Below are 22,761 nucleotides of genomic sequence, written 5' to 3' on the forward strand. Positions count from 1 at the left end.
AGGCGTGAATGCAGGAGATCCATCCCCGGCCGGCTCGGGCATATGGTGTCGCGCGGGTTGCGATCGCCGCCCTTGTCGCGGCAGGGATCGGCGCCGGTGCGGGCGCAGGCGCCGCGGCCGCGCAGGGATCGGCGCCGGGGGCGGCCGGCTATGATTTCGCCGCGCCGCCCTCTGCCCAGGCGAACCGGGTCTTCGGCGTGAACCGCCAGACAGGCGAAGTGAATGCCTGCCAGTTCGAGCGTCCGGAAGGCAGCGTGGCCGGCATCACCCGTTGCTTCGCGCAGGGGCAGGGGGCCGGTCCGCAGCAGGCGGGCGATTATGCGCTCATGTCCACCCACTACGAGGGGGAGACGGGTGTCTTCCGCATCAATCGCGCGACGGGCGAGATGAGCATCTGCTACGTGCGGGAAGCTGCGGGGGTGAAGGGCGCGGTGGATTCCATGCTGGTGTGTACGGCCCCCGCAAGGTGAGGCGTCAGCGCCGCTTGTCGGCGGGGCGGATCGAGGCTAGAGGCGGAGGCGGGCGGCGCGGCCGTCCCTTGCAACGATGAGCCTTCCCGGACGCCTCGGTCCACCGACCGCGCGCCAGGGGCGGCCGGAACGGAAATTCCCATGCCCGCCGAAGACCTCAAGCGCCGCGCTGCCGCCCACGCCCTCACTTATGTGACCGACGGCATGCGCCTCGGCCTCGGCACGGGTTCCACCGCCCGCCACTTCGTGGACCTGCTGGCCGAGAAGGTGCACCAGGGCCTCAACGTGCTGGGCGTGCCCACCTCCGAGCAGACGCTCGCGCAGGCGGTGTCCCTCGGCGTGCCGATTGCCACGCTGGACGAGGCGGGGCCGCTGGACCTGTGCATCGACGGCGCCGACGAGGTGGGGCCGGGCCTCGCCCTCATCAAGGGCGGCGGCGGGGCCCTGCTGCGCGAGAAGATCGTCGCCAGCGCCGCCCGCGAGATGGTGGTGATCGCCGATGCCACCAAGAAGGTGGAGACGCTCGGCCGCTTCCCGCTGCCCATCGAGATCGTGGACTTCGGTGTCGCGTCCATCCAGCGCCATCTGGCGGAGGCGGTGCGCGCCGCCGGCTGCGAAGGGCCGCTCACGATCCGCCGCGACGGGGATGGCCATCCTTTCGTCACCGATCAAGGGCACCTGATCATCGACGCCCATCTCGGGCGGATTCCCGATCCCGCGCGCCTGGCGCGGGCCGTTGAGGAGGTCGCGGGCGTGGTGGAGCACGGGCTTTTCCTCGGCCTCGCGCGCCGCGCGGTCCTCGCCGGGGCGGAGGGGATCACCGTGCTGGAGCACGGCAGCTTCTGAGTTTTACTGCATTTCCGGAGAGATCCATGCGCGTTTCCAAGCCGGGCGCTAACCAGCGTGCCCATTTCGCCTCGCGGCTGGTCCTCGCCGCTGCGCTTTCGCTCGCCGGCACCGCCGCGCTCGGGGTCGTCCCGGCCACGGCGCAGCAGGCCGCTCCCGCCGCCAAGGCCACGGCGGCGCATCTGCAGCTCGCCCGCGACCTCGTCATGGCGAACGGCGAGGGTCGTGCCTTCGACGGCATCATCCCCAACATCGTCGAGGGCGCCGAGCGCCGCTACCTCCAGACCAACCCCGACCTTGCGCAGAAGCTGCGCGAGTCGGCGGTGGAGGTCGCCAAGGAGCTCGACAAGCGCAAGAGCGAGATCGTCGACCTGCTCGCCATGTCCTATGCCTCCCATTTCTCCGAGGCCGAGCTGAAAGAGGCCATCGCCTTCTTCCGCAGCCCCACCGGCACCAAGCTGGTGCAGGATCGCCCGGTCATCGTCCAGGAGGCGGTGCAGGGCATCCAGGCCTGGGGCGCGCAGCTCAATGCCCAGGCGAGCGAGCTGATCCGCGCCGAGATGAAGAAGCGCGGCGTCGATCTCTGAGCCGGTGACGCTGGCCCGGCCGCGCAGGCCGGGTCACGCCTCTTGGGTCAAATGCCGTCGGTCCGCGCCGTGCGCGGGCCTTCCGGCGCGGCGGCGAGAGCGGCGAACAGGCTCTTGCGGTCGAGGTTGGGATTGTAGTGGGGGTCGACGAAGGTGGCGTTGTGCCAGATGGCCTCCATCCGTGCCCGCTGCGCCTTCAGACGTTCCCGATGGGCCTTGGAGCGCTTCTTTCCGCGGGACGCGGATTCATGGTGGAGCAGCAGAGCGAAGGGCGAGAACACCACGTCATAGCCCGCCCGCCGCGCCCTCAGGCACAGGTCGATGTCGTTGCAATCCTCGGCGAAGCGCTCGGCATCGAGCGGGCCGATGATGTCCCAGACGTCCCGGCGGATGAGCAGGCAGGCGGCGGTAACGGCGGAGAGATTCTGGCGCACCAGCAGCCGGTCCTCGTAGCCCGGCGCATCCGCGGCGCTGTGGGCGAACCAATGGTCGGCATAGCGGAACAGGCCGACGATGGCGCCGGCATGCTGGACCGTATGGTCGGGGAACAGCAGCTTGGCGCCGACCACCCCGGCGCCGGGCAGGCAGGCCAGCGCCACCATTTCCGACAGCCAGCCCGGCTCCACCACCTCGATGTCATTGTTGAGGAGGAGGATGAGGTCGCCGCGCGCCGCGTCCACGCCGAGGTTGCAGATGCGCGGGAAATTGAAGCCGCCGTCGTCGCGCACCACGATGGTGGCGGGCCAGAGGGCCTTGATCTCCTCGAACAGGGCGAAGGTCTCCGGCTCCACCGAGCCGTTGTCGACGATGATGATCTCGAATGCCCTGTAGTTCGTGCCGGCGATGAGCGAGCGCAGGGCCATGCCGAGCAGCTTCGCCCGGTCGCGCGTCGGCACCACGATGGAGACGAGGGGAGGGGGCTCCGGCACCGCGAACAACGGCCGCAGATGCCGCCCCGATCCGACGATTTCCACTGGCACGCCCGTCTCGCGGGACAGGGCGTCGGCGGCCGGGCCGATCGCCTCGGCCGGGAAGCCCGGCGGATGCCCCTCGATGCCGAAGCCGACGCGGGGGATGTGGAGGATGCGCGTGCGGTCCAGCGTCGAGGCGTGGCGCAACAACAGGTCGTAGAGGGCCGCCGGGCCCGTTTCCGCCCGGATGCCGAGGCGCAGGGCGTCGGCGCGGGGCAGGGCCGCGAGGCCGGAAAGGTATCCCGACGCCTGCATCAGGTGCAGGTTGAAGGCGGGGTGGAAAACGCCGTGGAGCGGCGTCCCGTCGGCATCAAGCCGTTCCTCGTCCAGATAGGCGAGGGCGCAGTCGGCATGCTCGGCGAAGGTGGCGCGCAGCATGGCGACCGCATCACGGGTCGGCCGCCCCGCCGGGTCGAGGACGGCGACGAGCCCTCCTTGCGCGGACTGGAGCGCCGCCGCGAGGCCGGCGGCGACATCTGCGGATGGTGCCTCCACCACCCTGGCGCCGGCTGCAGCGAGCATCTGCCCGTCCGTGGCTACGCGCTCGGCCGGCAGGGCCACGATCCATTCCAATGACTGGTCTGTCTGGGCCTGCACCGCCTTTGCGCAGCGGCTGAGGCGTTCGAGGGGCGTCGTGCCGGCGGCGGAGAGCAGGGAGAGGCGCGGCGCGGCATCCGGCACCGGCACCTCGCGAAAATCCTCCACGAAGCGGGCGCGATAGGCGCGGTAGCGCGCCGCCTCGGCGCGCCGCCGGGCGGGCGAGGCGGAGATGCGGGCATGGAGCGCGCCGCGCAACGTGCGGGCGGCGATCCCGGCGGCCTTCCAGCGCCGGCCGAGAGACACGTCCTCGAAGCGCCCGTTGGCGAAGGCGTGGAGCTTCAGGGCCACCTTGTGGACCGGAAAATAGCCGAGGCGCAGGCCTGCCGATGCCCCCTCGGTGGACAGGATGGCGGCCCCCTTCGGCAGGAACACCACGCAGGGACCGCCTGCCGGCACTCCCTCCCGGGAGAGGGGGCGCCCGGCCCGGTCGTGGATCACGATGTCGAGGGGGGCGTCCGCCCCCTCCGCCTCGATTACCAGGAGGAGGCCGTCGCGGGCGGCGCGCAGGCGGAGCACCGCGGGCAGCCGGAAGCGGCGCGCGTCCGTGCGCGCCGGCTCGGCGCGCAGCCACAGCGGGGGAATCTCGGTCTCAGCCATTCACCTGTCCAAGCTCTCGGCCGCGCGCGTTGAAGCACCGATGGGTGCGTGCGGCAAGCGCATGGCAGCTCTGGGCTCGCTTGACGGCGGAGCGGGGCTGCTCCAAGTGAGCCTCACGAACTGAGCCGCAGGTTACGGTCTCACCCTCACCATCGAGGCGCGGCGGCGCACGGCCGCGGGCGCCGGGGAGCACGGCATGTCGCAGAAAGAGGTGGACCTGTTTGTCATCGGCGGCGGGTCGGGCGGGGTGCGCGCGGGGCGCATCGCGGCCCAGCACGGCGCGAAAGTGATGATGGCGGAAGAGTACCGCATGGGCGGCACCTGCGTCATCCGCGGCTGCGTGCCCAAGAAGCTGTTCGTCTATGCCGGCCGCTTCGCCCATGATCTTGAGGATATGAAGGGCTTCGGCTGGCAGGTGGGCGAGGCCGAGTTCGACTGGCTGACGCTGATCGCCAACAAGGACAAGGAAATCGCCCGCCTGGAAGGCATCTACAGCCGCAATGCCGAGGCGGCCGGCGTGGAGATCGTCGCCTCCCGCGCCGTGGTCACCGGGCCGAACACGGTGCGCATCCTGTCCACCGGCGAGGAGGTGAAGGCGCGCTACATCCTGGTCGCCACCGGCGCCCATCCGGCGCTCGGGCCGCAGATCCCCGGCTGCGAGCTCGCCATCACTTCCAACGAGGCGTTCAACCTCACCCGCTTCCCCAATCGCATCCTCATCCAGGGGGCGGGCTATATCGCGGTGGAGTTCGCCGGCCTGTTCCGCGCCCTCGGGGCGGACGTGACGCTGGTCTATCGCGGCGACAAGGTGCTGCGCGGCTTCGACGGCGAGATCCGCGACCATCTGGAAACCGAGATGGCGCGTGCGGGCATTCATATGGCGCGCGGGCTCACCCTGTCCTCCATCGAGGCGATCCCCGGCGGCAAGCGCGTCACCCTTTCGGACGGCGCCACGGTGGAGGTGGACGAGGTGATGCTCGCCATCGGCCGCGTGCCCAACACGCGCGGCCTCGGGCTGGAGGGGGCCGGTGTCGCCCTCGACGAGGTGGGCGCGGTGAAGGTGGATGCGCAGGGCGCCACCGGCGTGCCCTCCATCTATGCGGTAGGCGATGTGACCAACCGCGTCAACCTCACGCCCGTCGCCATCCGCGAGGGGCATGCCTTCGCCGACACCCTGTTCGGCAACAAGCCGTGGACGGTGGACCATTCCCTCATCGCCACCGCGGTGTTCTCCGAGCCGGAGATCGGCACCGTGGGCCTTACCGAGGAGGCGGCGCGCGCTGACGGACGGCCGGTGGACATCTACAAGACCACTTTCCGCCCGCTGAAGGCGACGCTCTCCGGCCGCGAGACGCGCACTTTCATGAAGCTGGTGGTGGATGGCGAGACCGACCGGGTGCTCGGCTGCCACATCATGGGGGATGCGGCCTCCGAGATGATCCAGCTCGCCGCCGTGGCGCTGGGTCTGAAGGCGACCAAGGCGGATTTCGACCGCACCGTCGCCGTGCATCCCACCTCCGCCGAGGAACTGGTAACGCTCCGCACCAAGGCGTCCTGACCCTTCGGGCCCCGGCTTCCGGCCGGGGCCTTTCGCGCGTTAGAGCTGGTGCCCGAACAGCCGGCCCTTCTCCGCCCACAGGACGAAGACAAGCGCGATCGCTCCGAGCACCAGATAGCCCATGCTCAGCGGCAGCACCGTGCCATTGAACGCGCGGCCCACCAGGAAGCCCAGCACGGCGGCCATGAGCGTGGTGAAGCCGCCGATGAAGGACGAGGCGGTGCCCGCCACGGCGCCCAGCGGTTCCATGGCCATGGAGTTGAAGTTCGGCACCGTGAGCGCGAACAGGAACTGAGCCGCCGCCACCAGGCCGCAGAACAGCACCAGCGGCGGCTTGCCGTCGAAGGCGAGGCTGGACGCGACCATCACCGCGCCGGTGGCGATGAAGCCCAGGATGCCGGCGTGGGACAGGCGCCGCATGCCGATGCGGCGCACCAGCGAAGCATTGATGAAGGAGGCGACGGCCATGATGCCCGCCACCACCGCGAAGACCACCGGGAACAGGTTCCCGAGCTGGTAGATGTCGGTCTGGAACACCTGCGAGGCCGAGCCCACGTAGGCCATCAGCGAGCCCATCATCAGGCCGATCGCCACCGCATAGCCGACGGTACGGCGCGTGGTCAGCGTCAGCTTCACCCCTTTGCCGATCGCCCTGAGCGATAAGGCCATGCGGTATTCGGGATGGAGCGTCTCCGGCATGCGCAGGCCGAACCACACCCACAGCAGCAAGGCGAGGGCAAGCATGGCCACGAAGATCAGATGCCAGGAGCCGAAGGCCAGGATGGCGCTGCCCATGGCCGGGGCGACGATGGGGACGGTGAGGAACACCATCATGCTGAGCGACATGATGCGCGCCATTTCCCGCCCCTCGAAGCGGTCGCGCACGATGGCGATGGCGAGCACGCGGCCGGCCGCCGCCCCCAGCCCCTGGACCAGGCGGGCGATGATCAGCACGTCGAAGTCACGGGTGAAGAGGGCGGCGAGGCTGCCCGCGGCATAGATGGCAAGGCCCGCGAACAGGATGGGCCGTCGACCGAGCACGTCCGAGAGGGGCCCGTAGAAGAACTGCGCCGCGCCGATGCCGAGCAGGTAGGCATAGACCATCACCTGAACGTGATTGGGGTCCGGTAAGGCGAAGTCCTCGCGGATCGCGCCGAAGGCGGGCAGCAAATTGTCGATGGAGAAGGCCGTCATCCCCATGAGGAGGGCGATGAGCGCGACGAACTCGGCGAAGCCCGGCCGGGTCGGCTGGCCTGTCCGGCCCGCGTGCGGGTCCGGCGGGGCGGAGCGGGCCGGTGATGTCATCTGGGGCTGGGACATGAGACGATCTGGTCTTCCAAAGTGTCCCGCAACAGACACGGTTCGCGCTCCGAGCGGTGCGGCCGCCCGCGCAAGGCGGGCCGGCGCGCCCGAGGAAGACGCGTCATGGGAGGGGAATGAAGCACTTGCCCGTTCCGGGTGGAAACGCGCGCCTGCCTCCGGCGGCCGAAACTCGCCGGGCCGCAACACATAGGGGATGGCTCGGCGCGAGAGAAGACGATCGTCGGGGAAAAATGCCGTCCCCGGGGCGCGTCTCGGCCGGCGGCGGTGCCGCCGCGGCTCAGTCGGCGCTCGGCCGGTCCTGCGCCGGAGCGGCGATGCAGATTCTGTTGCGGCCAGTGCGCTTGGCGTCATAGAGCGCCCCGTCGGCCCGCCGCAGAAGCGCATCCGCCGTTTCGCCCGGCTCCAGCGTGGCGAGGCCGATGCTCACGGTCAGCCGCCCAAACGGACTGCCCCCGTGCGGCTCGGCGAGCTGGCCGACCGCTGCCATGATGCGGTCGGCCACCGCCTCCGCCCCCTCGCAGCCGACGTTCGCGAGCAGCACGGCAAACTCCTCCCCGCCGTAGCGGCACGCCAGCGCGTCAGGCCCCGCCGCGCCGGCCATGGCATCGGCGACGCGGCGCAGGCAGTCGTCGCCAGCCACGTGGCCCATCAGGTCGTTGAACTGCTTGAAATAGTCCACGTCCACCATCAGCAGCGAGACGGCCGCCCGTTGCGCGCCGGCCTCGGCCACGCAGCGCGGCCACTCCTGCTCGAAGGCGCGGCGGTTGGCGAGCCCGGTGAGGCCGTCGTGCTCGGAAAGCTGCGCCAGCTGGGCGTTGAGCTCGGCGAGCTGCCGGCTGATCTCGGCGCTCTCGGCCATGGCTCCGGTGAGCCGGGCTTCGATTTCCTTCTGTCGGTTCACATCAATGGTGGTGGCGAGCACCCGCACCGGATGCCCGTCCCTGCCGCGAGCCGCGATGCGCCCTCGGCTCATGAACCAGCGCCAGCCCCCGTTGCGGTGGCGCAGGCGATAGGTGGCCTCGAAGCGCTCCGTCTCGCCGGCGATCATCCGGTCCACCGCGCTTGCGGCTGCCGCCCGGTCCTCCGGATGGACGATGGCCCAAGGTTGGCTGTCGTCCACGAACTCGGCTTCGGCATAGCCCAGCACGCGCTGCCAGTTGGGCGAGCGCCAGACCGTGCCGGCGAGAAGATCCCATTCCCAGACCCATTGCCCCGCGCACTCGAGAGCAAAGCTCGCCCGCTGTTCCTGCTCGGCCAGCTCGGCGGCAGGGGAGGGCACCACGAGGATCGCGAGCCCCGAGAGGGCTCCATCCTGGTTCCGAACGGCCGAGAGGATTGCCTCGCGGCCCGAGAGGATGCCGATGCCCGGCGCGCGGTCGGCACCGAGGGGCTGGTGCCTCTCCAGCGCTTCCATCGCGGACCGAAGCGTGCCGGGCGCCAGAAGGTCGAGGCCGGTTACGGCCTGTCCGGCCATCTCCGCGGGGGTGAGGCCGGCGAGCGCGGCGAAGGCGACATTCACCTCTGTGACGCGGCCTTTGAGGTCGCACAGGCACAACGGCAGGGGAATGGCACCGGCCGTCAGGAGCAGTCTTGGTGTGTCGTTGGCCATGCGGCGAGGTCTGTCAGTGGTGCTTGCGGCCGGCCCGGCGTGGCTTCGCAAACGATTCTACCCGCAGAAATTATGGCAAAGGGCGCACCGGGCAACCTCTCCGGAGGCAAAAAAGCTGAATGCGCCCTTAAGTTGCCTTATCCCCGAGGCGCGCCGCCGGGCGAAGGCACGGCCATTTCCGTCCGGAGCGGCGAATCCGCCTTTTGCGCCTCGTCCTTCCTGTGGCGCGTGGCTTCGTGTATAAGCCCGCCTTCCGGTCCCGCGAACACAAGAGGAACGCGGTGGCCGGGCCGGCACGGAGGAGCCGGCCGGCATCTGCAACAGGAGAGTGAAATGGTGACCCGCCCGCAATCCGCACCTGTCCCTGGCGCCGAGGTGTCTCGCCGCGCCGAAGGCTGGCGTCCGGATAGCTGGCGATTTTATCCCGGCCTGCAGATGCCCAATTATCCGGATGCGGCCGCCCTCTCCGAGGTGGAGCAGAAGCTTGCCTCCTATCCGCCGCTGGTTTTTGCAGGGGAGGCCCGCCGCCTGAAGGCAGAAATTGCCAAGGTGGCCAAGGGCGAGGCCTTCCTGCTGCAGGGCGGCGACTGCGCCGAGAGCTTCGACGAGCACTCGGCCGACAACATCCGCGATTTCTTCCGCGTCTTCCTGCAGATGGCGGTGGTGCTCACGTTCGCCGGCGGCTCGCCGGTGGTGAAGGTGGGCCGCATCGCCGGCCAGTTCGCCAAGCCCCGGTCCTCCGACATGGAGACGGAGAATGGCGTGACGCTGCCGAGCTACCGCGGCGACATCATCAATGACATCGCCTTCACGCCGGAAGCCCGCGTGCCGGATCCGCGTCGGCAGATCGAGGCGTACCGCCAGTCGGCGGCGACGCTGAACCTGCTGCGTGCCTTCGCCACCGGTGGCTATGCGAACCTCGAGAACGCCCACCAGTGGATGCTAGGCTTCGTGAAGGACAGCCCCCAGTCCTCGCGCTACCAGGAACTGGCGAACCGCATCACCGAGGCGCTCGACTTCATGCGCGCCTGCGGGATCAATCCCCAGTTCCATCCGGAGATGCGGACGACGGATTTCTTCACCAGCCATGAGGCGCTGCTGCTCGGCTACGAGCAGGCGCTGACGCGGGTGGATTCCACCTCCGGCGACTGGTATGCGACCTCCGGTCACCTGCTGTGGATCGGCGACCGCACCCGCCAGCCGGACCATGCGCATGTCGAGTATTTCCGCGGCATCCGCAATCCGATCGGCATCAAGTGCGGCCCCTCGCTCTCGGGCGAGGGCCTCATCCGCCTGCTGGACATCCTGCAGCCGGACAACGAGGCCGGGCGCATCACCCTCATCTGCCGCTTCGGCGCGGACAAGATCGGCGATCACCTGCCGAACCTGATCCGCACGGTGGAGAAGGAAGGCCGCACCGTGGCGTGGTCGTGCGATCCCATGCACGGCAACACCATCAAGGCCGCCTCCGGCTACAAGACGCGCCCGTTCGAGCGTATCCAGTCGGAGATCCGTTCCTTCTTCGACATTCATGCGGCCGAGGGCACCTATGCCGGCGGCGTGCACCTGGAAATGACGGGCAAGAACGTCACCGAGTGCACGGGCGGCGCCCGTGCCATCTCGGACGAGGACCTGCGTGCCCGGTACCACTCCTTCTGCGATCCGCGCCTCAACGCGGAGCAGGCGATCGAGACCGCCTTCCTGGTGGCCGAGCTGCTGAAGCGCGAGCGCCTTGCCCGTGGCCGTCCGCAGGTTGTCGCCGCAGAGTGATCCTCAGGCGCTGACCTGACAGGCGCTTAAAACCGAACACCCCGGGACGTTCGTCCCGGGGTGTTTTCGTTTGGGGGATGAAGAAGCGGGGGCTGCAAAACAAAAGGCCCGCCCCGATGGGGCGGGCCGAACCTGCGCCGGGCCGTCGGAAGCGGCCCGGCCTATGCGCCTTGCTTCACTTCACCAGCGGGCAGCCGCCGTCCTTGAGCGGGCGGAAGGCTTCGTTGGCGGGGATGGTGGCGACCAGCTCGTAGAGGTCCCACGGGCCCTTGGAATCGGCTGGCTTCTTCACCTTGAAGAGATACATGGGATGGGTGGCGCGGCCGTCGATGCGCACCTCGCCCTTGCCGAACAGCGGATCGTCGATGGGGGTGGCGCGCATCTGCTCCATCACCTTGAGCGAATCCTTGGTCTTCGCGTCCTTGATGGCGTTCAGATAGTGCAGCGCGCTGGAATAGACGCCCGCCTGGGTCGAGGTGGGCATCTTGCCGTTGAACTTGTCGGCGAACCGCTTGGAGAAAGCGCGGGTCTGGTCGTTCAGATCCCAGTAGAAGGCCTCGGTGAGGAGCAGGCCCTGCGCGGCCTGAAGGCCCAGCGCCTTCACGTCGGACGAGAAGATGAGCAGGCCGGCCATGGACTGGCCACCCTGGGTGATGCCGAACTCGGAGGCCTGCTTGATGGCGGTGATCAGGTCGCCGCCAGCGTTCGCGAGGCCGATGACCTTGGCACCGGAGGCCTGCGCCTGCAGCAGGAAGGAGGAGAAGTCGGTGGCGCTGAGCGGGTGCTTCACGCTGCCCGCGACCTTGCCGCCGGCGTTCTTCACCGCCGCGGCCGCGTCACGTTCCAGCGCCGCGCCGAAGGCGTAATCGGCGGTGATGAAGAACCAGGGCGAGCCGCCCTGCTTGGTGATGGCGGACCCGGTGCCGTTGGCGAGCGCCCAGGTGTCGTAGGTCCAGTGCACCGTGTTGGGCGAGCACTTGGCGCCGGTGATGTCGGAGCTGCCGCCGCCGGACACGAGGAAGATCTTGTTCTTCTCGCGCGTCACATCATTGACCGCGAGGGCCACCGAGGAGGTGGTCACGTCCATGATGGCGTCCACGCCATCCTGGTCGTACCACTTGCGGGCGATGGAGGAGCCGACATCCGGCTTGTTCTGGTGATCGGCGCCGACCACTTCCACCTTGAAGCCCGGATTCTTGGCCATGAAGTCCTGCGCCGCCATCTGCGCCGCGGCCACTGAGCCGGGACCGGAGATGTCCGCATAGACGCCGGACATGTCGTTGAGCACGCCGAGTTTGACGGTTGTATCCTCAGCGCGGGCGAGGCCCGTGGTAAGGCCGCAGAGTGCGGCGGCGAGCAGCAGCGCGCGTGTCTGCCGCAGGGTGCGAGACTTCATGATGATCGCTCCTCCCAATCCATCGGAACGCATGCCGCGGGACACGTGCCTGGACCTTCCCGGCTTGTGGATCCCGCCGGTTTTCGTTCCTGCCTTAGGGATAGAAGCTCCGGGCGTTGCTGAACAGTACCTCATTTAGGCGAATGCCTCCCGCGAGGGGCGGTTGCGCCGCCTTTGTGATGCCCCGGCTGGCTGTTTCAAGGCGGCGTGGCGAGGCCGTAGGATGACCGTGTATCTGCGTTGGGGTCGCTCATGTATCTCGCCGCCATCCTCCTCCTGATGCTGGTGCTGCCGCTGGTCTCCATTGGCGTGGAAATGGCGGCAGCCGGCGGGGCGCCGGCTGCGCTCGCCTTCAGGTGGTTCGTGTTCTGGGCCGTGGGCGTGCGGCTCGCCTTCGCCGGGGTGAAGCAGGTGGCGCAGCCGGCATACACGGCGGGCACCATCTTCGGGATCGAGGATCCGCGGTTGCACGTGATCGTGCAGGAGCTCGGCTTCGCCAACCTCGCCTTCGGACTGCTGGGGCTGCTCTCCTTGCCGTTTCCGGCTTTCCGCCTGGCCGCCGCCGTCGCGGGCGGGACCTTTTACTTGCTTGCGGGCCTGAAGCACCTGATGCGCGGCGAGCGCAACCGCATGGAGACCGTCGCGATGGCCTCCGATCTTGCCATCGCGTTCCTGCTCTTCGTGTTGCTGGCCTGGCGGAGCGGGCCCTAGGTCGCCTTTTCGCCAGCACCGCTGACCATGCCCGCCACGCCGGCGAACGCGCCGTCGGCCAACTCCGCCACCAGCAGGCGCGCGGGATCCACGGGCCCAGGCAGGGTGACCACGCCGAACGGGATGCGGCTGAAGCCAAAGCGGGCGTAATAGGGCGCGTCGCCCACCAACACCACCAGCCGGTGCCCGGCCTGCCGCGCGGCGCCGAGGGCGACCTCCATCAGCCGCGCGCCAATGCCGACCGACTGGAACGGGGGCTCCACCGTCAGGGGGCCGAGCAGCAATGCGGGGGTGGTGCCGATCCGCACCTGCGTGAGCCGCACCGAGCCCACCAGCATGTTGCCCACCCGCGCGGTGAAGGAGAGCGCACGCTCGTGCCCAGTCTGCTCGCGGATGCGGAAGGCCGTGCGGGCGAACCGGCCGGGGCCGAAGGTCCGCTCGTGCAGCTTGTCGATGTCTTGGTCGTCGGCCGGGGTTTCGAGGGCGATGGAAAGGGGCAGCTCGGTCATGTTCCGGTTCTTGCGGCGAGGGGTGAGGACCCGCATGGCCGCAGGAGCGGAGGGCTCGGGCGGCGGGTCAGTCGTGCAGGTTCGGCCGCGCGCGGTGGCGCGCCTTGTCCTGTCGTCGTCGCTCGAGCCTGATGATGGGCACGGCCGGCCTTCTCCTCATTTCGCCGGCTTCCGGCGCGGCGCGGGCGATAGCACGCCCGCTGCGGCCGGTCCAGCGGCAAACCTGCGCCAGCACGCTCTGAAGCTCTGGAACAGCCGCCGTTCAGGCGCCGTAGATCCAGCCGTAGCGGTCGAGGAGGCCGGCGCCGGTGCTGCGCAGCACCAGGTCGCGGGCGATCCGCGGTGGACCGGAGAGGTGATAGACGATGCCGTTGCGCCGGGCTTCGCTCTGGATGCGCGCCGTGCGCCCGCGCCGTTCCGTCTCATAGGCCTTGAGTGCGGAGGCGGCGTCGGTTTGCGTCTCGATGCTGCGCGCAAGGCAGGCCGCATCCTCGATGGCCTGCGCTGCGCCCTGGGCGAGGAACGGCAGCATGGCGTGGGCGGCATCGCCCAGCAGCGCGACCCGGCCCGAACTCCAGCGGGGCAGGGGATCGATGTCGTAGAGGCCCCAGCACAGAAAATGGGAGGCGCTCTGGAGCAGCTTGCGCACCTCCGGCGCCCAGGACGCGAAGGCGGCATGCACCGCCGCGCTGTCGCCCGGCGCGCTCCAGCGGGCGACAGGCTCCGTCTGCTTCACGATGGCGACGAGGTTGAGCATCTGCCCCCCCTTCACCGGATAGACCACCAGATGGGCGTCGCGGCCAAGATAGAGCCGCACGTCCGGCGGATGGCGGTCCGGCACCGGGACGGTGGCGCGGAAGGCGAGGCGGCGGGCGAACACCGGCGGGTCCTTGACGCCGAGGTGCGCGCGCACCGCCGAGCGCACGCCATCGGCCCCGACAAGAATGTCGGCGCCATGGGCCAGCAGGTTCTCCCCCTGCTTCACCACCGCGCGCACACCGCCGAAGGAGGGCTCCACCGCCGTGAGGTCGGAGCCCAGGGTGAGGATGGCGCCTTCCGCCCGGGCCGCGTCGGCGAGCAGGTTCTGGAGATCCGCGCGGTGGACCACGAGGAACGGCGCCCCGTATCGCGTCACTGCCGGGCCGTAATGGGCGCGGGTGATGGTCGCGCCGCTGCGCCCGTCGCGCACGTCGAGGGAGCGGGGGGCCACCGCCACCTGCTCCAGGCGTGCCAGCAGTCCGAAGTCGCGCAGGATGCGCGTTGCGTTGGGGGTGAGCTGGAGGCCGGCGCCCACTTCCTTCAGCTTGCGCGCCTGCTCCACCACCTGAACGGTGAGGCCGGCGCGCCGCAGGGCGATGGCGCAGGCGAGCCCGCCGATGCCCGCGCCGACGATGACGGCGCTGCGGGCCGCGCGCCTGGGGCGCGGGCGGAAAGGGATGGGCTCAGCCATGGTGCGATCCGGCTCCCGGGGGGAGCCGGCCGATAGGGGCTCCGGTTCAGGCGGCGCTAAGGGCCGAGGCCTCGTCATGCCACACGCACTCCTCCGGCTTGGCCTCGCCCGCCGCGAGGGCCGGGTTGTAGCGATACAGCGTGGAGCAATAGGGGCAGACGTGCTCGGTATCGTCACCGAGGTCGATGAAGATGTGCGGATGGTCGAAGGGCGGCTTCGCGCCGATGCACATGAACTCCTTGCTGCCCACCTCGATGAGGGTGACGCCGAGATCATTGCAGAAGTGGGGAATGCCGGTGTCCGCCATGGTTCCGCCCGTGCGCGTTCAAAAAAGCGCCGCGACCTTAGCGTCTGATGCGCCTTGGTGAAAGGCCTCGCACCGCGGCAGATGCGCCGCAGCCATGAACATGAGCGCGGGCGCGGGCTCGACGGATCCTTCCGTCGGAGGTAACTTAACGGAAGCGTGGAGAGAGGGAGGGTCGAGTCCATGAATCACGTGATGATCGGCCGGCCGTTCCCCGTCCGTGGCGGCGTGTTCGAGCGCACGCACTTCACGGACGTCGTTCCCAAGGCCTTCCCGGCCAAGGCTGTCCCAGGCCGCAACTCCGGCTGCTAGCCGGCAGCTTTCCACAGGCACGCGCTGCCGTCCCCGCCTTTACCGGGGCAATGGCGCCTGTCCGCTGATCCAGCCCACCAGATGCGGCGCTGCGCGCGCCGCCTTCCCCCTTGTCCGAACCAGGGACCGGCCCGTGCGCCATGGAGGGCGCACCGCGCGTGGCCGGGATGTGTCATGTCGCTGTTCCAGACCCACAAGCGCGAGATATCGCCCCGCGCGGTCTTTGCCTTCCTGTTCGCTCACTGGCGCCGCCGCCGTGGCGTGATCGCCGCGACGCTCGCCGCCGTGCTTGTGGCGACGCTGGCGGAGGTTTTCGTGCCGCTCTTCGCCGGGCGGCTCATCGACGCCTTGTCCCTCGCCGACCGGGAGGCGGCCTGGCGGGGCGCGACAGCGGCGTTCCTCGCCATCGTCGCGCTGGGCTTCGTCATGGTGTCGGCGCGCCACGCCACCTACGTCATCATCGTGCGGCTGACGCTGCGGATGATGTCGGACGTGGCGGCGGATGCCTTCGCCCGCGTTCAGCGCTTCTCGGCGGACTGGCATGCCTCCACCTTCGCCGGCTCCACCGTGCGCAAGATCTCGCGGGGCATGTGGTCCCTCGACGTGCTGCACGACACGCTGCTGGTGGCGCTGTTTCCTTCCGTGGTGGCGCTCGCCGGCTCGGCGCTGCTGCTCGGCTGGCACTGGCCGGTGATGGGCCTCGTGGTGGCCATCGGGGCGGTTGCCTTCGTGGCGCTGACCCTCGTGCTGTCCGTGACCTACGTGGCGCCGGCGGCTCGGCTCTCCAATGCGTGGGATACCCGCGTCGGCGGCGTGCTGGCGGATGCGGTGGGCTGCAACGCCGTGGTGAAGGCCTATGGCGCCGAGGAGCGGGAGGAGGAGCGTCTCACCCGCGTGCTCGCCAAGTGGAACGCCCGCACGATGCGCACGTGGATGGCCGGCACCTGGGCCGGCACCGCCCAGCTCCTGGCCCTGGTGGTGCTCCAGGCCTCCATCATCGGCACGGCGCTGGTGTTGTGGCACAAGGGCGAGGCGGGGGCGGGCGACATCGCCTACGTGCTCACCACCTATCTCGTCGTGCACTCCTACCTGCGCGACATCGGCATGCACGTGCACAATCTCCAGCGCTCGGTGAACGAGCTGGAGGAGCTGGTGGGCATCCATCATCAGGCCGTCGCCATCGCCGATGCCAAGGACGCCGTGCCGGCGAAGGTGGAGGAGGGCCGCATCGCCTTCGAGGGCGTGACGTTCCACTACGGCGGCCATCGCACGCCGTTGTACGAGAACCTCTCGGTGACCATTGATGCGGGCGAGCGCGTCGGCCTTGTCGGCCCCTCGGGCTCCGGCAAGACCACGTTCGTGAAGCTGATCCAGCGGCTGCACGACGTCTCGTCCGGGCGGGTCACGGTGGACGGGCAGGACGTGCGCGTTGTCACCCAGGGGTCGCTGCGCCGTGCCGTCGCCATGGTGCAGCAGGAGCCGGTGCTGTTCCATCGCTCCCTGATGGAGAACATCGCCTACGGCCGGCCCGACGCCTCCTTCGCGGACATCCGCCGGGCGGCGGAGCTCGCCAACGCGGCGTCCTTCATCGAGGGCCTGCCGCGGGGCTACGGCACGCTGGTGGGCGAGCGCGGGGTGAAGCTCTCCGGCGGCGAGCGCCAGCGCATCGCCATCGCCCGCGCCTTCCTGGCGGATGCGCCCATCCTGATCCTGGACGAGGCCACCTCGGCCCTCGATTCGGAATCGGAGGCGGCCATCCAGCAGGCCATGGAACGGCTGATGGTGGGGCGCACGACCCTGGTCATCGCCCACCGCCTGTCCACGGTGCGCGCCCTTGACCGGCTCTTGGTGTTCGACAAGGGGCGGATCGCGGAAGAAGGCGATCACGACGCCCTGGTGCGCCGCGAGGGCGGCATCTACCGCCGCCTGTTCGAGCGCCAGGCCATGGAGCTGGCCAAGGGGCTGGGCAGCGGGCTGGCGGCGTGACCCCGAAGATGAAGCCGCGCGGCGCTGCCGCGCGGTTTTCGCTCACTCCAGATCGGTATCGAAGATGGCCATGCGGAAGTTCTGGGACAGCTTGCCGCCTTCCTCGTCCTTGGTCAGCGTGCCGATGGATTCCTCGCCGAGGTACACTTCCGACGTGTCCTTGGACTTGGGGAAGGCCACCACCTTGAACTGCGGATTGCCGAACTTGGTTCGCAGATAGCCCGGCGCGTCAGTGTCGCGCACGGTCATGCGGAAATGGTAGGACAGCTCGCCGTCCTCCTCGTCCCGGTCCAGGGTGGCGATGAATTCCTCGCCCAGAAACACCTCGGCCACGTCCTTCGTCTTTGCGCGGGCAGCGATCTTGATCTGCGGATTGTTGAACAGGGTCCGCAAATAGCGCTGCACGCGCTCAAGCTCGGTCTTGTCCAAGAGTGATCCTCCTCGGGAACCAAAGGCCGCCTTATGGCGAGCCGCGCCGGCGGGTTCAAGCCGCCGCACGCCATGACGCGTCAGATATCCGCACCGGCGAAGATGTTGTCCTCGAACATCTGGTCCATGGAACGGGACGGCTCGGCGCAGCCGGCCTCTCCCACCACCTTGGCGGGAATGCCGGCGACGGTGGAATTGCGCGGCACCGCCTTCAGCACGACGGAACCGGCGGCGACGCGGGCGCAGCGGCCCACCTCGATATTGCCCAGCACCTTGGCGCCAGCGCCGATGAGCACGCCGCGGCGGATCTTGGGATGCCGGTCGCCGCTCTCCTTGCCGGTGCCGCCCAGCGTCACGCCCTGCAGGATCGAGACGTCGTCCTCGATCACCGCCGTGGCGCCGACGACGATGCCGGTGGCATGGTCGAAGAAGATGCCACGGCCCATGGGCACCTGCGGGTGGATGTCCACCGCGAACACCGAGGACACGCGGCTCTGCAGGTAGAGCGCGAAGTCCTTCTGCCCGTTCTCCCACAGCCAGTGCGCGAGACGATGTGTCTGGATGGCATGGAAGCCCTTGAAATACAAAACAGGTTCCAGCGTGCGGGTGGCCGCCGGATCGCGGTCCACCACGGCCATGATGTCGGCGCGCAGGGCCTGGGAGATGGACTTGTCGCGGGTCGTCGCCTCGAGCCAGGCGGCGCGGATGGCGGCGCCCGGGATGTCCTGATGGTCGAGGCGGGCGGCGATGCGCTCGCCGATCACGGCCTCAAGGCTCGGCTGCCCCAGCACCGCGCCGGTAAGGAAGCCGGCCAGCATCGGCTCGCGCTCGGCTGCCTCCTCCGCCTCGTTGCGCAGGCGTGCCCACACAGGGTCCACCACATCGTGCCACCGCTCCGTGCCCGCCTTGGTGAGCCTTGGCGCAAACCCTTCGGAAACCTGCACGGGCATTGGATTCTGCGGCATTCCTGCCTCCTGGAGAGAAAGACTGGCCCCTCTGACTTGCCCTCTTTCTAGCACAAGCGGCGCCAAGGGGAGAGGTTCCGCGCTCCGCCTCAGGGGCGGGCCTTGAGGAAGTCGAGGGCGCCGGCCTTGAACACCTTGTCGCCCACCGCCGGATTGTGGTCCCGGTTCGGGATGTCCAGGCGGGTGCCGTCGGGCAGGAGGTCCACCAGCGGCTGGATGGGCCCGGCCACCGCGTCGCGCGTGCCGATGGCCACCAGCACCGGCTGGTAGATGCGCTGGACCTCTTCCCGCGTCAGGGTTTGCCGCGATCCGCGGATGCAGGCGGCGAGCGCCTTCAGGTCCGCCTTGTTGGCATCCGCGAAGGCCCGGAACATGCGGCCCATGGGGTCGGAGACGGCCTCGAGGCTCGGCGCTTCCAGGGCGTCGGCGACCGTCTGGGGCAGGCCGACGCCGTCCACCAGATGGTAGCCGAGGCCGCCCATGATGAGCGACCGGACGGCCTGGGGGAAGTGCAGGGCCATCTGCGCCCCCACCCGCGCGCCCATGGAATAGCCCACCACATCCGCCCGCTCGATGCCCAGGTGGTCGAGCAGCCTTTTGGCATCCTCGGCCATCCGGAGCGTATGATAACGCTCTGGGTCGTATAGCTTTTCCGATTCCCCGTGGCCCCGGTGATCAAAACCGATGGCGCGGTATCCCGCCTCCGTCAGGGTCCTGGTCCAGGAGGGGCCGACCCAGTTGATCTCCTTGGTGGAGGCGAAGCCGTGGATCAGCAGGACCGGATCGCCGGCACCGATGTCGAAATAGGCGATATCGACGCCTTCGGAATCGAAATGGGACATGGAGAACCTTCGGCCGGCACCACGATCGGGGGTGCCTTCGGAGCGCCGGGGAAACTAGAGCCCCGCTCCCCGCCTGCCAAGCCGGCGGGGGACATGGCTGCCGCGCCGGCTTCGATGCCTTCGCCGATGTCAGCGACCTGCTTCGTCGAACCGCCGTCCGTGGCCGGATGTGGACCCTCCATCCCCGCTCCATCCCCGGCGAGGGAGCGGGCCGCCTCCGCCGCCGCGCGGAAGCGGGCGTGGGCGGTCTCCGTGGCATCCGCGCCGGTGGCAAGGGGCGGGGGGGCCGGCCGACGGGGCGGGGGCTCCGGCCCGGTCGGGCAAGGGCCGCCGGGAGGCGGGAGCCATGCGGCCCGGCTTGCCCTTCAGCCACCGCAGCAGGGGGCGCCCGGTGCGGCCGCCGTCGCGGCCCTTCCGCGGGCGATTGCTCCTCCATGTCCGCCGGGCGCAGGCGACGCAGAAGGAATTGAAGGACGACACCAGCGCGAAGGTGTAGGCCGCCGCGGCGAACGCCCACCAGATGAGGTGGAACAGGGCCGAGGTGAGGACGATGGCCCCGCGCCCCAGCGTCTTCAGGATGGCCAGCGTCTGCGGCCCCTTGGCCTCGGCGAGCCGGGCCACGCGGGAGAGGTCGCGTCCGCCGTCGGCCACCTTCAGGCCCTCCATGGCGGCGCGGGTGCCGGCCTTGGCCTGGATGCGGGCGGCATCGTCCAGCATGCGCGTGAGGGTGGAGAGGCGGTCCGCCCGCACCACGCCCTTCAGCGCCGCGCCGTCCACGGTGGCGGGACTCGACGCCAGGCGGCGCAGGGCGGCGAAATCCACGCTCTCGCGCACCGCGCGGGTGAGGCTGCGGGCGAGAGCGGCCGAAAGCTGGCCCGTGCGCTTCGCCACCTTCACGAGGGTGATGCCGACCCGCACCGGCAGGCTCGCGCCCACGGTGGCGTAGGTGCCGGCGGTCACGGCGATGCCCACGGCCGAGAGGCCCAGGATCAGCTCGTCCGCCTCCTCGCCGCGGGCAAGCTTCAGCCCCTCGCGGCCGGCGTCGCGGATGTCCCCCCACACCATCATGTCGCTTACCGCCGCCCCGGCGAGACCTGGGAGGTCATGGGGCTCGCCGGTGACGAAGCCGAGCCCGAACGCGGTGGCCGAGCGCAGCGACTGGGCCGATGTGCCGTTGGCGGCCTCCACCTTCGCCCGCAGCTCCGGCGGCAGGGCGAGCCCGCGCGCATCGGCGAGGGCCACGTAGGAGGCGGCGAGCTCGCCATCGTCCTCGGCGAGGGCGGCGGCGATCGCCTTCTCCGCGTCGGCGCCCGTGAAGCCGGAAAGGCCAAGGTCGGCGAGCCGTGCCGGGTCGTCCCGCGCGGCGATGAGCTTCACGCTCTCCTTCGCGATGGGCATGAGCCAGGGCGCGCAGCCGAGCAGCGCGGCGAGGAGGGTGAGAAGGGCAAGGATGCGGGCCATGGCGTCGAGGCAGAAGCTAAGCACGGCTTTGCGGCGCGCAATAGCCGCCGGGGCTGCCGTGATCTCCGGGCAGGCGAGGGAGCAGCCGCGGGACGCCATGGGCGGTGTCCGGTCCCGGCCCATCCGGGGGGCATCCGCTTTGCGGCGCGCAATAGCCGCCGGGGCTTCCGCGATCTCCGGACAGGCGAGGAAACAGCCGCGGGACGCCATGGGCGACGTCCGGTCCCGGCCCATCCGGGGGGCATCCGCTTTGCGGCGCGCAATAGCCGCCGGGGCTGCCGTGATCTCCGGGCAGGCGAGGGAGCAGCCGCGGGATGCCATGGGCGGCGTCCGGTCCGGGCGCGTCCGGGGCATCCGCTTCGCGGCGCGATGAGCGACCGCAAGTCCCCCCGGCCCGGCCGCAGGGGGCCGCTCGGTGCAGCCTTCTGCCGCCTCAAGCCCCCAAGCCCGGGTCTTCAAGGCCAGGTCCTAAAGGCCAGGTCTTCAGGGCCTGGTCCCGGATCTCCGGTCTTTAGGCCCGGGTCCCCAAGTCCGGGTCCCCAAGTCCGGGTCCCCAAATCCGGGTCCCGAAGCCGCCCCAAGTCCCGAAATCGTGTTCCTGTCGCAGGCGCGCGGCGTGGCCTTCGGCGCTAGGATGGCGCCAACGCCGCAGCATGCGGCCCGGGCAAGGCGGATGCCTTCCTGCCGGGGCATCGGCCGCCCGGAAGCGGGAGGTATGCCATGTCGTCTGTCCAGCCCTCTGCCCAGTCATCCCCGCCGGTGGGGCCGTCCGGCGCCTTCATGCCCATTGATCGGGCCTCCTCCGGCGCGGCGCTGCGGGTGCGCCGCATCGGCCCTGCCGACCTGTGGGCGGCGCTGAAGGCCGGCGCCGAGGATTTCCGGGAGCACCCGAGCCAGCTCTTCTTCCTCATGCTCATCTATCCGCTGGTGGGGCTGTTCCTGGGGCGCCTCGCCCTGGGCTACGAGGTGCTGCCGCTGCTCTATCCGCTGGCGGCGGGCTTCGCGCTGCTGGGACCCATCACGGCGGTCGGCCTCTACGAGGTGAGCCGGCGTCGGGAGATGGGCATGCCCCACGGCCTCGTCTATGCCCTCGACGTGCGGCGCGCCCCCACCTTCGGCGCGATCCTGATGATCGCCCTGGTGCTGACGGTGACGTTCGTCATCTGGCTGGTGGCGGCCATGGGCCTCTACTGGTGGATCTTCGGCAGCTACGTGCCGCGCTCTATCTCCGCCTTCGCCTCGGACCTGTTCACCACCGGCCGGGGGCTGAAGCTGATCGTCGCCGGCAATGCCCTGGGCTTCCTGTTCGCCTTGTTCGCCATGAGCTTCTCGGTGGTGTCCCTGCCGCTGCTGGTGGACCGGCCGGTGGATCTCGCCTGCGCCATCCGCACCTCGTTCCGGGCGGTGGGCGAGAATTTCGGCACCCTGCTGCTGTGGGGCTTCATCGTCGCGCTGGCGCTGGCGCTGGGCAGCCTGCCGTTCTTCATCGGCCTCGCCGTGGTGCTGCCGGTGCTGGGCCACGCCACCTGGCACCTCTACCGCCGGCTGGTGGTGTAGGCGCCGGCATGAGCTGCCGGCTGCCGTGAAGAGCCCCCGGCCGGCTGCTGCGTGAGCGGAAGGAGAGCCGGGTACCGGCGCAGGAAGGCCCCGAGCGTTCTGGCTATGGGCCGTCGATGGTCAGGGGAGCGGGTCCCCTCACTGCGGTCATCTCGCGGCTCGGCATGGAGCGCCTCACCCCCTCATCCCCCGGCGCGTCCGGGGAAGCCTCTGTGCGGCGGGGCTGGGTGTCCGGGTTTACGGCGTGCCGGCATGGAGGAGTGGATGCCCCGGACGAGCCGGGGCACGGCGTCCAAAACTGCGCGAGGGGGCCCGGCCCGGCGCTCCGGCTTTGCCGTCGGTGGTCCGGGGAGCGGAGGCGCTCTTTTCTCACCTCCCTCATCCCCCGGCGCGTCCGGGGAAGCCACTGTGCGGCGGGGCTGGTGTCCGGGTTTGCGACGTGCCGGCATGGGGGAGTGGATGTCCCGGACGAGCCGGGGCACGACGTCCGAAACTGCGCTACAGGCCG

General features: G+C 69.9%; 20 protein-coding genes. 9 read left to right on the forward strand and 11 right to left on the reverse strand.

The window, feature by feature from the left end; translation table 11 throughout:
• The first annotated feature begins 8 nt into the window (after positions 1 to 8).
• The 3 genes from V5F59_RS07635 to V5F59_RS07645 all read left to right on the forward strand — a co-directional run bounded on the left by V5F59_RS07635 (position 9) and on the right by V5F59_RS07645 (position 1,903).
• Positions 9 to 470, forward strand: coding sequence for a hypothetical protein (locus V5F59_RS07635; RefSeq protein WP_393982555.1), 462 nt, complete (start codon positions 9 to 11; stop codon positions 468 to 470).
• Between the two features lie 141 nt (positions 471 to 611).
• Positions 612 to 1,316 carry a ribose-5-phosphate isomerase RpiA gene (gene rpiA / locus V5F59_RS07640; protein ID WP_393982556.1) on the forward strand — a complete coding sequence of 235 codons (705 nt, stop codon included), beginning with the start codon at positions 612 to 614 and terminating at the stop codon, positions 1,314 to 1,316.
• 26 nt (positions 1,317 to 1,342) lie between these two features.
• The gene (locus V5F59_RS07645) at positions 1,343 to 1,903 is read left to right on the forward strand and encodes a DUF2059 domain-containing protein (RefSeq protein ID WP_393982557.1); all 561 of its coding nucleotides are present in this window, start codon (positions 1,343 to 1,345) and stop codon (positions 1,901 to 1,903) included.
• A 47-nt stretch (positions 1,904 to 1,950) separates the two neighbouring features.
• On the opposite strand, the gene V5F59_RS07650 is transcribed toward V5F59_RS07645, so the two are convergent.
• Positions 1,951 to 4,071 (reverse strand): glycosyltransferase family 2 protein, encoded by a 2,121-nt coding sequence (locus V5F59_RS07650; RefSeq protein ID WP_393982558.1) that lies wholly within the window; start codon positions 4,069 to 4,071, stop codon positions 1,951 to 1,953.
• A 196-nt stretch (positions 4,072 to 4,267) separates the two neighbouring features.
• Here V5F59_RS07650 and gor point away from each other — a divergent pair, with 196 nt between their 5' ends.
• Positions 4,268 to 5,629 carry a glutathione-disulfide reductase gene (gene gor / locus V5F59_RS07655; protein WP_393982559.1) on the forward strand — a complete coding sequence of 454 codons (1,362 nt, stop codon included), beginning with the start codon at positions 4,268 to 4,270 and terminating at the stop codon, positions 5,627 to 5,629.
• Positions 5,630 to 5,668: 39 nt separating this feature from the next.
• Here the strand turns inward: gor and V5F59_RS07660 are convergent, their stop codons facing one another.
• Positions 5,669 to 6,949, reverse strand: a complete 1,281-nt coding sequence (locus V5F59_RS07660) for a multidrug effflux MFS transporter (RefSeq protein WP_393982560.1) — start codon at positions 6,947 to 6,949, stop codon at positions 5,669 to 5,671.
• A 280-nt stretch (positions 6,950 to 7,229) separates the two neighbouring features.
• Positions 7,230 to 8,561 carry a sensor domain-containing diguanylate cyclase gene (locus V5F59_RS07665; protein WP_393982561.1) on the reverse strand — a complete coding sequence of 444 codons (1,332 nt, stop codon included), beginning with the start codon at positions 8,559 to 8,561 and terminating at the stop codon, positions 7,230 to 7,232.
• Positions 8,562 to 8,894: 333 nt separating this feature from the next.
• Between V5F59_RS07665 and V5F59_RS07670 the strand changes: the two genes are divergently transcribed.
• On the forward strand, positions 8,895 to 10,331 hold the full coding sequence (locus V5F59_RS07670; RefSeq protein WP_393982562.1) for a class II 3-deoxy-7-phosphoheptulonate synthase: 1,437 nt from the start codon (positions 8,895 to 8,897) through the stop codon (positions 10,329 to 10,331).
• A gap of 175 nt (positions 10,332 to 10,506) precedes the next feature.
• On the opposite strand, the gene V5F59_RS07675 is transcribed toward V5F59_RS07670, so the two are convergent.
• On the reverse strand, positions 10,507 to 11,727 hold the full coding sequence (locus V5F59_RS07675; protein WP_393982563.1) for an ABC transporter substrate-binding protein: 1,221 nt from the start codon (positions 11,725 to 11,727) through the stop codon (positions 10,507 to 10,509).
• A gap of 252 nt (positions 11,728 to 11,979) precedes the next feature.
• On the opposite strand from V5F59_RS07675, the gene V5F59_RS07680 reads away from it, so the two are divergent.
• The gene (locus V5F59_RS07680; protein ID WP_393982564.1) at positions 11,980 to 12,438 is read left to right on the forward strand and encodes a DUF6790 family protein; all 459 of its coding nucleotides are present in this window, start codon (positions 11,980 to 11,982) and stop codon (positions 12,436 to 12,438) included.
• On the opposite strand, the gene V5F59_RS07685 is transcribed toward V5F59_RS07680, so the two are convergent.
• The 3 genes from V5F59_RS07685 to V5F59_RS07695 all read right to left on the reverse strand — a co-directional run bounded on the left by V5F59_RS07685 (position 12,435) and on the right by V5F59_RS07695 (position 14,704).
• Positions 12,435 to 12,947, reverse strand: a complete 513-nt coding sequence (locus tag V5F59_RS07685) for a GNAT family N-acetyltransferase (protein WP_393982565.1) — start codon at positions 12,945 to 12,947, stop codon at positions 12,435 to 12,437. The two genes, V5F59_RS07680 and V5F59_RS07685, sit on opposite strands and share 4 nt — an antisense overlap.
• Positions 12,948 to 13,209: 262 nt before the next feature.
• Entirely contained in the window at positions 13,210 to 14,397 is a 1,188-nt protein-coding gene (locus V5F59_RS07690) for an FAD-dependent monooxygenase (RefSeq protein WP_393982566.1), read from the reverse strand.
• Between the two features lie 46 nt (positions 14,398 to 14,443).
• Positions 14,444 to 14,704, reverse strand: a complete 261-nt coding sequence (locus V5F59_RS07695) for a zinc-finger domain-containing protein (RefSeq protein WP_393982567.1) — start codon at positions 14,702 to 14,704, stop codon at positions 14,444 to 14,446.
• 180 nt (positions 14,705 to 14,884) lie between these two features.
• On the opposite strand from V5F59_RS07695, the gene V5F59_RS07700 reads away from it, so the two are divergent.
• Positions 14,885 to 15,013 (forward strand): hypothetical protein, encoded by a 129-nt coding sequence (locus tag V5F59_RS07700; RefSeq protein ID WP_393982568.1) that lies wholly within the window; start codon positions 14,885 to 14,887, stop codon positions 15,011 to 15,013.
• 174 nt (positions 15,014 to 15,187) lie between these two features.
• Positions 15,188 to 16,999, forward strand: a complete 1,812-nt coding sequence (locus tag V5F59_RS07705) for an ABC transporter ATP-binding protein (RefSeq protein WP_393982569.1) — start codon at positions 15,188 to 15,190, stop codon at positions 16,997 to 16,999.
• 42 nt (positions 17,000 to 17,041) lie between these two features.
• Here V5F59_RS07705 and V5F59_RS07710 read toward each other — a convergent pair whose 3' ends face one another.
• The 4 genes from V5F59_RS07710 to V5F59_RS07725 form a co-directional block, all read right to left on the reverse strand.
• Positions 17,042 to 17,428 carry a DUF3126 family protein gene (locus tag V5F59_RS07710; RefSeq protein WP_393982570.1) on the reverse strand — a complete coding sequence of 129 codons (387 nt, stop codon included), beginning with the start codon at positions 17,426 to 17,428 and terminating at the stop codon, positions 17,042 to 17,044.
• A gap of 80 nt (positions 17,429 to 17,508) precedes the next feature.
• On the reverse strand, positions 17,509 to 18,393 hold the full coding sequence (gene cysE / locus V5F59_RS07715; protein WP_393982571.1) for a serine O-acetyltransferase: 885 nt from the start codon (positions 18,391 to 18,393) through the stop codon (positions 17,509 to 17,511).
• An 89-nt stretch (positions 18,394 to 18,482) separates the two neighbouring features.
• Positions 18,483 to 19,235: an alpha/beta fold hydrolase gene (locus V5F59_RS07720; protein ID WP_393982572.1), complete on the reverse strand. Its 753-nt coding sequence runs from the start codon at positions 19,233 to 19,235 to the stop codon at positions 18,483 to 18,485.
• A 129-nt stretch (positions 19,236 to 19,364) separates the two neighbouring features.
• Entirely contained in the window at positions 19,365 to 20,795 is a 1,431-nt protein-coding gene (locus V5F59_RS07725; protein ID WP_393982573.1) for a hypothetical protein, read from the reverse strand.
• A 621-nt stretch (positions 20,796 to 21,416) separates the two neighbouring features.
• Here V5F59_RS07725 and V5F59_RS07730 point away from each other — a divergent pair.
• A complete protein-coding gene (locus V5F59_RS07730) occupies positions 21,417 to 22,253 on the forward strand; it encodes a DUF2189 domain-containing protein (RefSeq protein WP_393982574.1) in 837 nt (278 codons plus the stop codon).
• The last annotated feature ends 508 nt before the right edge of the window (positions 22,254 to 22,761 follow it).

This window comes from Xanthobacter nonsaccharivorans (genome assembly GCF_043194755.2).
Lineage (GTDB): Bacteria > Pseudomonadota > Alphaproteobacteria > Rhizobiales > Xanthobacteraceae > Xanthobacter > Xanthobacter autotrophicus_G.

What these genes read in the sequence shown, in the direction of transcription:
- V5F59_RS07635 (WP_393982555.1), top strand. Translation starts at nt 9, where the DNA reads ATGCAGGAGATCCATCCCCGGCCGGCTCGGGCATATGGTGTCGCGCGG.
- rpiA (WP_393982556.1), top strand. Translation starts at nt 612, where the DNA reads ATGCCCGCCGAAGACCTCAAGCGCCGCGCTGCCGCCCACGCCCTCACT.
- V5F59_RS07645 (WP_393982557.1), top strand. Translation starts at nt 1,343, where the DNA reads ATGCGCGTTTCCAAGCCGGGCGCTAACCAGCGTGCCCATTTCGCCTCG.
- V5F59_RS07650 (WP_393982558.1), bottom strand. Translation starts at nt 4,071, where the DNA reads ATGGCTGAGACCGAGATTCCCCCGCTGTGGCTGCGCGCCGAGCCGGCG.
- gor (WP_393982559.1), top strand. Translation starts at nt 4,268, where the DNA reads ATGTCGCAGAAAGAGGTGGACCTGTTTGTCATCGGCGGCGGGTCGGGC.
- V5F59_RS07660 (WP_393982560.1), bottom strand. Translation starts at nt 6,949, where the DNA reads ATGTCCCAGCCCCAGATGACATCACCGGCCCGCTCCGCCCCGCCGGAC.
- V5F59_RS07665 (WP_393982561.1), bottom strand. Translation starts at nt 8,561, where the DNA reads ATGGCCAACGACACACCAAGACTGCTCCTGACGGCCGGTGCCATTCCC.
- V5F59_RS07670 (WP_393982562.1), top strand. Translation starts at nt 8,895, where the DNA reads ATGGTGACCCGCCCGCAATCCGCACCTGTCCCTGGCGCCGAGGTGTCT.
- V5F59_RS07675 (WP_393982563.1), bottom strand. Translation starts at nt 11,727, where the DNA reads ATGAAGTCTCGCACCCTGCGGCAGACACGCGCGCTGCTGCTCGCCGCC.
- V5F59_RS07680 (WP_393982564.1), top strand. Translation starts at nt 11,980, where the DNA reads ATGTATCTCGCCGCCATCCTCCTCCTGATGCTGGTGCTGCCGCTGGTC.
- V5F59_RS07685 (WP_393982565.1), bottom strand. Translation starts at nt 12,947, where the DNA reads ATGACCGAGCTGCCCCTTTCCATCGCCCTCGAAACCCCGGCCGACGAC.
- V5F59_RS07690 (WP_393982566.1), bottom strand. Translation starts at nt 14,397, where the DNA reads ATGGCTGAGCCCATCCCTTTCCGCCCGCGCCCCAGGCGCGCGGCCCGC.
- V5F59_RS07695 (WP_393982567.1), bottom strand. Translation starts at nt 14,704, where the DNA reads ATGGCGGACACCGGCATTCCCCACTTCTGCAATGATCTCGGCGTCACC.
- V5F59_RS07700 (WP_393982568.1), top strand. Translation starts at nt 14,885, where the DNA reads ATGAATCACGTGATGATCGGCCGGCCGTTCCCCGTCCGTGGCGGCGTG.
- V5F59_RS07705 (WP_393982569.1), top strand. Translation starts at nt 15,188, where the DNA reads ATGTCGCTGTTCCAGACCCACAAGCGCGAGATATCGCCCCGCGCGGTC.
- cysE (WP_393982571.1), bottom strand. Translation starts at nt 18,393, where the DNA reads ATGCCGCAGAATCCAATGCCCGTGCAGGTTTCCGAAGGGTTTGCGCCA.
- V5F59_RS07720 (WP_393982572.1), bottom strand. Translation starts at nt 19,235, where the DNA reads ATGTCCCATTTCGATTCCGAAGGCGTCGATATCGCCTATTTCGACATC.
- V5F59_RS07725 (WP_393982573.1), bottom strand. Translation starts at nt 20,795, where the DNA reads ATGGCGTCCCGCGGCTGCTCCCTCGCCTGCCCGGAGATCACGGCAGCC.
- V5F59_RS07730 (WP_393982574.1), top strand. Translation starts at nt 21,417, where the DNA reads ATGTCGTCTGTCCAGCCCTCTGCCCAGTCATCCCCGCCGGTGGGGCCG.